Origin of the sequence: Enterobacter cloacae complex sp. 370H10 (assembly GCF_050031535.1) — a bacterium.
GTDB lineage: Bacteria > Pseudomonadota > Gammaproteobacteria > Enterobacterales > Enterobacteriaceae > Enterobacter > Enterobacter intestinihominis.
In genome coordinates, this window is the sequence record NZ_JBLGWG010000003.1 from 42,778 (window position 1) to 49,830 (window position 7,053).

The following is a 7,053-nucleotide window of genomic DNA, read 5'->3' on the forward strand; positions in this document are numbered from 1 at the left end:
TTTTCTCCCGTAAATGCCTTGAATCAGCCTATTTAGACCGTTTCTTCGCCATTTAAGGCGTTATCCCCAGTTTTTAGTGAGATCTCTCCCACTGACGTATCATTTGGTCCGCCCGAAACAGGTTGGCCAGCGTGAATAACATCGCCAGTTGGTTATCGTTTTTCAGCAACCCCTTGTATCTGGCTTTCACGAAGCCGAACTGTCGCTTGATGATGCGAAATGGGTGCTCCACCTTGGCCCGGATGCTGGCTTTCATGTATTCGATGTTGATGGCCGTTTTGTTCTTGCGTGGATGCTGTTTCAAGGTTCTTACCTTGCCGGGGCGCTCGGCGATCAGCCAGTCCACATCCACCTCGGCCAGCTCCTCGCGCTGTGGCGCCCCTTGGTAGCCGGCATCGGCTGAGACAAATTGCTCCTCTCCATGCAGCAGATTACCCAGCTGATTGAGGTCATGCTCGTTGGCCGCGGTGGTGACTAGGCTGTGGGTCAGGCCACTCTTGGCATCGACACCAATGTGGGCCTTCATGCCAAAGTGCCATTGATTGCCTTTCTTGGTCTGATGCATCTCCGGATCGCGTTGCTGCTCTTTGTTCTTGGTCGAGCTGGGTGCCTCAATGATGGTGGCATCGACCAAGGTGCCTTGAGTCATCATGACGCCTGCTTCGGCCAGCCAGCGATTGATGGTCTTGAACAATTGGCGGGCCAGTTGATGCTGCTCCAGCAGGTGGCGGAAATTCATGATGGTGGTGCGGTCAGGCAAGGCGCTATCCAGGGATAACCGGGCAAACAGACGCATGGAGGCGATTTCGTACAGAGCATCTTCCATCGCGCCATCGCTCAGGTTGTACCAATGCTGCATGCAGTGAATGCGTAGCATGGTTTCCAGCGGATAAGGTCGCCGGCCATTACCAGCCTTGGGGTAAAACGGCTCGATGACTTCCACCATGTTTTGCCATGGCAGAATCTGCTCCATGCGGGACAAGAAAATCTCTTTTCTGGTCTGACGGCGCTTACTGCTGAATTCACTGTCGGCGAAGGTAAGTTGATGACTCATGATGAACCCTGTTCCATGGCTCCAGATGACAAACATGATCTCATATCAGGGACTTGTTCGCACCTTCCTTAGAGAAATTTGCTCAGCTTGTTGATTATCATATGGCTTTTGAAACTGTCGCACCTCATGTTTGAATTCGCCCCATATTTTTGCTACAGTGAACCAAATTAAGATCATCTATTTACTAGGCCTCGCATTTGCGGGGTTTTTAATGCTGAATAAAAGGAAAACTTGATGGAATTGCCCAATATTATGCACCCGGTCGCGAAGCTGAGCACCGCATTAGCCGCTGCATTGATGCTGAGCGGGTGCATGCCCGGTGAAATCCGCCCGACGATTGGCCAGCAAATGGAAACTGGCGACCAACGGTTTGGCGATCTGGTTTTCCGCCAGCTCGCACCGAATGTCTGGCAGCACACTTCCTATCTCGACATGCCGGGTTTCGGGGCAGTCGCTTCCAACGGTTTGATCGTCAGGGATGGCGGCCGCGTGCTGTTGGTCGATACCGCCTGGACCGATGACCAGACCGCCCAGATCCTCAACTGGATCAAGCAGGAGATCAACCTGCCGGTCGCGCTGGCGGTGGTGACTCACGCGCATCAGGACAAGATGGGCGGTATGGACGCGCTGCATGCGGCGGGGATTGCGACTTATGCCAATGCGTTGTCGAACCAGCTTGCCCCGCAAGAGGGGCTGGTTGCGGCGCAACACAGCCTGACTTTCGCCGCCAATGGCTGGGTCGAACCAGCAACCGCGCCCAACTTTGGCCCGCTCAAGGTATTTTACCCCGGCCCCGGCCACACCAGTGACAATATCACCGTTGGGATCGACGGCACCGACATCGCTTTTGGTGGCTGCCTGATCAAGGACAGCAAGGCCAAGTCGCTCGGCAATCTCGGTGATGCCGACACTGAGCACTACGCCGCGTCAGCGCGCGCGTTTGGTGCGGCGTTCCCCAAGGCCAGCATGATCGTGATGAGCCATTCCGCCCCCGATAGCCGCGCCGCAATCACTCATACGGCCCGCATGGCCGACAAGCTGCGCTGAGCCATGGCTGACCACGTCACCCCCAATCTGCCATCGCGCGATTTCGATGTGACAGAGGCGTTTTATGCGAAGCTGGGCTTTGCGACGAGTTGGAAGGATCGCGGCTGGATGATCCTGCAGCGCGGCGGTTTGCAGCTCGAATTCTTCCCCTATCCTGACCTCGACCCAGCTACGAGCTCGTTCGGCTGTTGCCTGCGGTTGGATGATCTCGATGCCATGGTGGCATTGGTGAACGCGGCGGGAGCCGAGGAAAAAAGCACCGGCTGGCCGCGCTTCAAAGCTCCGCAACTGGAGGCGAGCGGCCTGAGGATCGGCTACCTGATCGATCCCGACTGCACGCTGGTGCGGCTGATCCAGAACCCCGACTGACCGCATGCCCGCGAAAATCAAGATTTGCGGGATCAGCACACCCGAGGCGCTCGATGCGACCATCGCGGCGCGGGCGGACTATGCCGGGTTGGTGTTCTATCCAGCGTCGCCCCGTGCGGTTACGTCGAATGTCGCGGGCGCTTTGACATCGCGCGCAGCTGGCCAGATCGCCATGGTCGGTTTGTTCGTCGATGCGGATGATGCTGTCATCGCCGACGCACTGGTGGCAGCCAAGCTGAACGCGCTGCAGCTGCACGGTTCGGAATCGCCCGAACGCGTGGCCCAGTTGCGCGCGCGGTTTGGCAAGCCGGTGTGGAAGGCGCTGCCCGTCGCCAGCGCCAGCGATGTCGCACGCGCCGCAGCCTATGCCGGGGCGGCGGACTTGATCTTGTTCGACGCCAAGACCCCCAAAGGCGCGCTGCCCGGCGGCATGGGGTTGGCGTTCGACTGGTCGCTGCTGGCCGGATATCGCGGTGCCTTGCCGTGGGGGCTGGCAGGCGGGCTAAATCCGACGAATGTTGCCGAGGCGATTGCGCGCACCGGAGCGCCGCTGGTCGATACCTCCAGCGGCGTCGAAAGCGCGCCGGGCGTCAAGGATACCGACAAGATTACCAATTTCGCCTTTGCGGTGCGCTTGGCCTAAATCGCGTCGATCAATAGGCGTCGTTCAGCGCAAAGATCGGCTTGCGGGTGCGCCACTGCCCTCGGGTGAAGTCGGGAAAATCTAACGTGCGATTGCCCTCAGCAATCGATTGTTCCGACAGAGGCGTGATCGCGCTCCAGGCCAGCGCGTCGTAAATGTCGATTGGCATCGGGGCCTTGGCCTTCAGCGCCTCGACAAAAGCGTGGATCACGAACCAGTCCATCCCGCCATGCCCGGCCCCTGCCGCCAGATCGGCGTAGCGTTTCCATAGCGGGTGATCGTATTTCGCAAACCAGCCCTCGGCAGGCTCCCAGCGGTGCGGCTGTGGGCTCTTGCCCTCCAGATAGATCGACTTGTTGACGTCCATCCACAGCCCCTCGGTGCCTTGCACCCGAAAGCCGAGAGAATAGGGGCGCGGCAGCGAGGTGTCGTGGCACAGCATGATCGTTTCACCATTAGTGCAGCCGATCATGGTGTTGACCACATCACCCAGTGCGAATTTCACCTCGGCGTTGGGATGATCGGCAGAGCCGTTCTTGACGACATAATCATGCAGCCCGCGCGCCTTACAGCCGAAGCCGCCAGCGCCCGCTTCGCCCGGCAACGCGACCTTCAGGGTGCGGGTCTGCGGCGGGTAGCACACGCCGGCATCGGCGCAGCCCTGGTACTTCACGGTCAGGGTGGTCGCGCTCGCGCCGGCCGCGGGCGTGCCGGTGAGGGTGCCGAGCAATTCCTTGCGGTAGGTTTCGACGTCGCCGAAGAATTCGTCGCGGTAGGCCTTGCCCTTCGGCAGCGCCATGGTCGCGCCGGTGAAGGCGGCATCGGCCTTGACCGAGGTGCGGTGCCGGTACAGGTAATAGCCGTCGGCGATCCGCCAGCGCACCTCGATGCGGTCCGGCGCGGTGGCCTGCGCGGACAGGACGAAGACCTCGTCGACCGGCGGCAGTTCGAAGTCCTGGGCGACGGCCGAGGTCGCGGGCAGCGCAAGCAGCAGGGCGAGCCCGGCCAGCCAGCGGCGCAGGCGGATCGTGGATGCGGTCATTGGCTCAGTTTACCGGTCGGCTCTCGGCGGCCAGCCATTGCAGGTATTCGGGCAGGCCGGACGCGGCTTCGACCGCGAGCAGCTCCGGGAGTTCGTAGGGATGCAGTTGGCGCAGGCGTTCCTGCAGGGCGGGGGGCACTGTTGCAAATAGTCGGTGGTGATAAACTTATCATCCCCTTTTGCTGATGGAGCTGCACATGAACCCATTCAAAGGCCGGCATTTTCAGCGTGACATCATTCTGTGGGCCGTACGCTGGTACTGCAAATACGGCATCAGTTACCGTGAGCTGCAGGAGATGCTGGCTGAACGCGGAGTGAATGTCGATCACTCCACGATTTACCGCTGGGTTCAGCGTTATGCGCCTGAAATGGAAAAACGGCTGCGCTGGTACTGGCGTAACCCTTCCGATCTTTGCCCGTGGCACATGGATGAAACCTACGTGAAGGTCAATGGCCGCTGGGCGTATCTGTACCGGGCCGTCGACAGCCGGGGCCGCACTGTCGATTTTTATCTCTCCTCCCGTCGTAACAGCAAAGCTGCATACCGGTTTCTGGGTAAAATCCTCAACAACGTGAAGAAGTGGCAGATCCCGCGATTCATCAACACGGATAAAGCGCCCGCCTATGGTCGCGCGCTTGCTCTGCTCAAACGCGAAGGCCGGTGCCCGTCTGACGTTGAACACCGACAGATTAAGTACCGGAACAACGTGATTGAATGCGATCATGGCAAACTGAAACGGATAATCGGCGCCACGCTGGGATTTAAATCCATGAAGACGGCTTACGCCACCATCAAAGGTATTGAGGTGATGCGTGCACTACGCAAAGGCCAGGCCTCAGCATTTTATTATGGTGATCCCCTGGGCGAAATGCGCCTGGTAAGCAGAGTTTTTGAAATGTAAGGCCTTTGAATAAGACAAAAGGCTGCCTCATCGCTAACTTTGCAACAGTGCCACAATGTGCGTAATGACCCCCCTGACCTCCAACCCGTCCTCATCGTCATCAGGTATAGCCCTGAAGTTATCCAGCTTATCGAGTTCCTGGAGACACCGCTTGGGGTGTAGTCGCAATCGCATGATCCTGAATTCTTGTTCCAGGACACAGAGCACCAAAGACCCGTCAACGGGCGTGCCCCCAAAATCTACTATGAGCAGCGCACCAGGCTTTATCCCTTCCCGGAAAGAGTAGGTATCACTTCGAAAAAAGAATACTCCCGGCGCTCCTGTATTACAGTGCTGATCGAGTGACAGCCTGTTTTCCTGGTAGTCGGTTGCTGGCGATGGAAAACCCATTTTTAACGGCCTCCGTTGGGGTTAAAAAGCATGAATGTCCGGTTCTCTCCTTCCTGAGTGGAAATGTCTTTAAAAACGGTCACGTAGGTTTCAATCCACTGATTTGCTTGGCGACAACTCCAGTGAAAATTAATCAGCGCAAGCTGGCTGACAAAGGCTTCTGTCGTAACTGTCTGACGACCGTTCGGCTCACGCTTAATGCTCGCACGCCAGGCTGAGTCAATTTCATAGTGTCTAGGCATGAAAAACCTCCGATCAATATAGCTGTATGCATATGGGTCTTCCCTTGTTGTGGTGGCTGAAGGCATGATAATGGTGTATTTAATCGCCAGAGGTCACCGCCATGGACGAAAAGTCCCTCTACGCTCATATTCTCAACCTGTCCGATCCGTGGCAGGTAAAGTCCCTTTCTCTCGATGAAAATGCCGGTTCTGTTACTGTCACTATTGAGATCGCTGAAAACACCCGGCTAGCCTGTCCGACCTGCGGTAAATCCTGTTCTGTTCACGATCACCGTCATCGTAAATGGCGCCATCTTGATACCTGCCAGTTCACCACTATTGTTGAAGCCGATGTTCCACGAATTATGTGTCCGGAGCATGGCTGCCTGACGTTGCCTGTTCCGTGGGCTGGCCCCGGAAGCCGGTATACGTTGCTATTCGAATCGTTCGTTCTCTCATGGCTGAAAATCAGCACCGTTGATGCTGTCAGGAAGCAACTTAAGCTCAGTTGGAATGCGGTTGACGGCATTATGACCCGGGCAGTTAAGCGAGGTCTTGCCCGGATAAAAAAGCCATTATCCGCCCGTCATATGAATGTGGATGAGGTCGCCTTTAAAAAAGGACATCGTTACATAACGGTGATCTCCGATCGCGATGGTCGGGCGCTGGCCTTAACGGATGATCGCGGCACAGAGAGTCTTGCCGGCTATCTTCGCACGCTCACTGATGGGCAGTTGCTGGCTATCAAAACGCTCTCAATGGACATGAACGCGGGCTATATAAGAGCAGCGCGTATCCACTTACCCAGTGCGGTTGAGAAAATCGCCTTTGACCGCTTCCATGTGGCGAAGCAACTGGGCGAGGTAGTTGATAAAACCCGTCAGAATGAACATCCGCACCTCCCTGTTGAAAGCCGACACCAGGCAAAAGGAACCCGCTTCCTGTGGCAGTACAGCGATAAGTGGATGACCGAATCCCGGCAGGAAAAGCTGATGTGGCTGCGTGCACAGATGAAGCTGACGAGCCAGTGCTGGGCGCTGAAAGAGCTGGCAAAGGATATCTGGAACAGGCCATGGAGCGAGGAAAGACGGAGTGACTGGCAGAGATGGTTGGCGCTGGCGGCTAACAGTGACGTTCCCATGATGAAAAATGCCGCGAAAACGATAGGAAAAAGGCTGTACGGGATCCTGAATGCGATGCGACACAGTGTCTCAAACGGAAATGCGGAGGCACTTAACAGCAAGATCAGGCTGCTGAGGATAAAAGCCAGGGGATACCGAAACCGGGAGCGCTTTAAACTGGGGGTGATGTTCCACTACGGAAAGCTGAATATGGCGTTCTGAGCCTTCCCACCATGATCGGGGAAGACCCATGCATATACAGTA

Annotated in this window: 10 protein-coding genes; 5 read left to right on the top strand and 5 right to left on the bottom strand. The window is 57.0% G+C overall.

What is annotated here, in order from left to right; genetic code table 11:
• Positions 1-73: 73 nt before the first annotated feature.
• Entirely contained in the window at positions 74-1,054 is a 981-nt protein-coding gene (locus ACQG2Q_RS26485; protein WP_000019402.1) for an IS5-like element IS5 family transposase, read from the bottom strand.
• 234 nt (positions 1,055-1,288) lie between these two features.
• Between ACQG2Q_RS26485 and ACQG2Q_RS26490 the strand changes: the two genes are divergently transcribed.
• Genes ACQG2Q_RS26490 through ACQG2Q_RS26500 form a run of 3 tightly spaced genes read left to right on the top strand, consistent with a single transcriptional unit; the run spans position 1,289 to position 3,113 of the window.
• Positions 1,289-2,101 carry a subclass B1 metallo-beta-lactamase NDM-5 gene (locus ACQG2Q_RS26490; protein ID WP_023408309.1) on the top strand — a complete coding sequence of 271 codons (813 nt, stop codon included), beginning with the start codon at positions 1,289-1,291 and terminating at the stop codon, positions 2,099-2,101.
• Between the two features lie 3 nt (positions 2,102-2,104).
• Positions 2,105-2,470, top strand: a complete 366-nt coding sequence (gene ble, locus ACQG2Q_RS26495; RefSeq protein WP_004201167.1) for a bleomycin binding protein Ble-MBL — start codon at positions 2,105-2,107, stop codon at positions 2,468-2,470.
• Positions 2,471-2,474: 4 nt separating this feature from the next.
• A complete protein-coding gene (locus tag ACQG2Q_RS26500) occupies positions 2,475-3,113 on the top strand; it encodes a phosphoribosylanthranilate isomerase (RefSeq protein ID WP_004201168.1) in 639 nt (212 codons plus the stop codon).
• 10 nt (positions 3,114-3,123) lie between these two features.
• On the opposite strand, the gene ACQG2Q_RS26505 is transcribed toward ACQG2Q_RS26500, so the two are convergent.
• Together ACQG2Q_RS26505 and cutA are read right to left on the bottom strand one after the other, a co-directional pair.
• On the bottom strand, positions 3,124-4,155 hold the full coding sequence (locus ACQG2Q_RS26505; protein WP_004201169.1) for a protein-disulfide reductase DsbD domain-containing protein: 1,032 nt from the start codon (positions 4,153-4,155) through the stop codon (positions 3,124-3,126).
• A 4-nt stretch (positions 4,156-4,159) separates the two neighbouring features.
• Positions 4,160-4,294, bottom strand: a complete 135-nt coding sequence (cutA, locus tag ACQG2Q_RS26510; RefSeq protein ID WP_023408307.1) for a divalent cation tolerance protein CutA — start codon at positions 4,292-4,294, stop codon at positions 4,160-4,162.
• Positions 4,295-4,352: 58 nt separating this feature from the next.
• On the opposite strand from cutA, the gene ACQG2Q_RS26515 reads away from it, so the two are divergent.
• Positions 4,353-5,057, top strand: a complete 705-nt coding sequence (locus ACQG2Q_RS26515) for an IS6-like element IS26 family transposase (protein ID WP_001067855.1) — start codon at positions 4,353-4,355, stop codon at positions 5,055-5,057.
• A gap of 33 nt (positions 5,058-5,090) precedes the next feature.
• Here the strand turns inward: ACQG2Q_RS26515 and ACQG2Q_RS26520 are convergent, their stop codons facing one another.
• Together ACQG2Q_RS26520 and ACQG2Q_RS26525 are read right to left on the bottom strand one after the other, a co-directional pair.
• Positions 5,091-5,447 (bottom strand): S24 family peptidase, encoded by a 357-nt coding sequence (locus tag ACQG2Q_RS26520; RefSeq protein ID WP_004199403.1) that lies wholly within the window; start codon positions 5,445-5,447, stop codon positions 5,091-5,093.
• 2 nt (positions 5,448-5,449) lie between these two features.
• Positions 5,450-5,689, bottom strand: coding sequence for a hypothetical protein (locus ACQG2Q_RS26525; RefSeq protein WP_001549892.1), 240 nt, complete (start codon positions 5,687-5,689; stop codon positions 5,450-5,452).
• Between the two features lie 101 nt (positions 5,690-5,790).
• On the opposite strand from ACQG2Q_RS26525, the gene ACQG2Q_RS26530 reads away from it, so the two are divergent.
• Positions 5,791-7,011, top strand: coding sequence for an ISL3-like element ISKox3 family transposase (locus ACQG2Q_RS26530; protein WP_000343760.1), 1,221 nt, complete (start codon positions 5,791-5,793; stop codon positions 7,009-7,011).
• Positions 7,012-7,053 lie beyond the last annotated feature (42 nt).

Coding starts and splice junctions, on each gene's coding strand:
- ACQG2Q_RS26485 (WP_000019402.1), bottom strand. CDS start 1,054: ATGAGTCATCAACTTACCTTCGCCGACAGTGAATTCAGCAGTAAGCGC.
- ACQG2Q_RS26490 (WP_023408309.1), top strand. CDS start 1,289: ATGGAATTGCCCAATATTATGCACCCGGTCGCGAAGCTGAGCACCGCA.
- ble (WP_004201167.1), top strand. CDS start 2,105: ATGGCTGACCACGTCACCCCCAATCTGCCATCGCGCGATTTCGATGTG.
- ACQG2Q_RS26500 (WP_004201168.1), top strand. CDS start 2,475: ATGCCCGCGAAAATCAAGATTTGCGGGATCAGCACACCCGAGGCGCTC.
- ACQG2Q_RS26505 (WP_004201169.1), bottom strand. CDS start 4,155: ATGACCGCATCCACGATCCGCCTGCGCCGCTGGCTGGCCGGGCTCGCC.
- ACQG2Q_RS26515 (WP_001067855.1), top strand. CDS start 4,353: ATGAACCCATTCAAAGGCCGGCATTTTCAGCGTGACATCATTCTGTGG.
- ACQG2Q_RS26520 (WP_004199403.1), bottom strand. CDS start 5,447: ATGGGTTTTCCATCGCCAGCAACCGACTACCAGGAAAACAGGCTGTCA.
- ACQG2Q_RS26525 (WP_001549892.1), bottom strand. CDS start 5,689: ATGCCTAGACACTATGAAATTGACTCAGCCTGGCGTGCGAGCATTAAG.
- ACQG2Q_RS26530 (WP_000343760.1), top strand. CDS start 5,791: ATGGACGAAAAGTCCCTCTACGCTCATATTCTCAACCTGTCCGATCCG.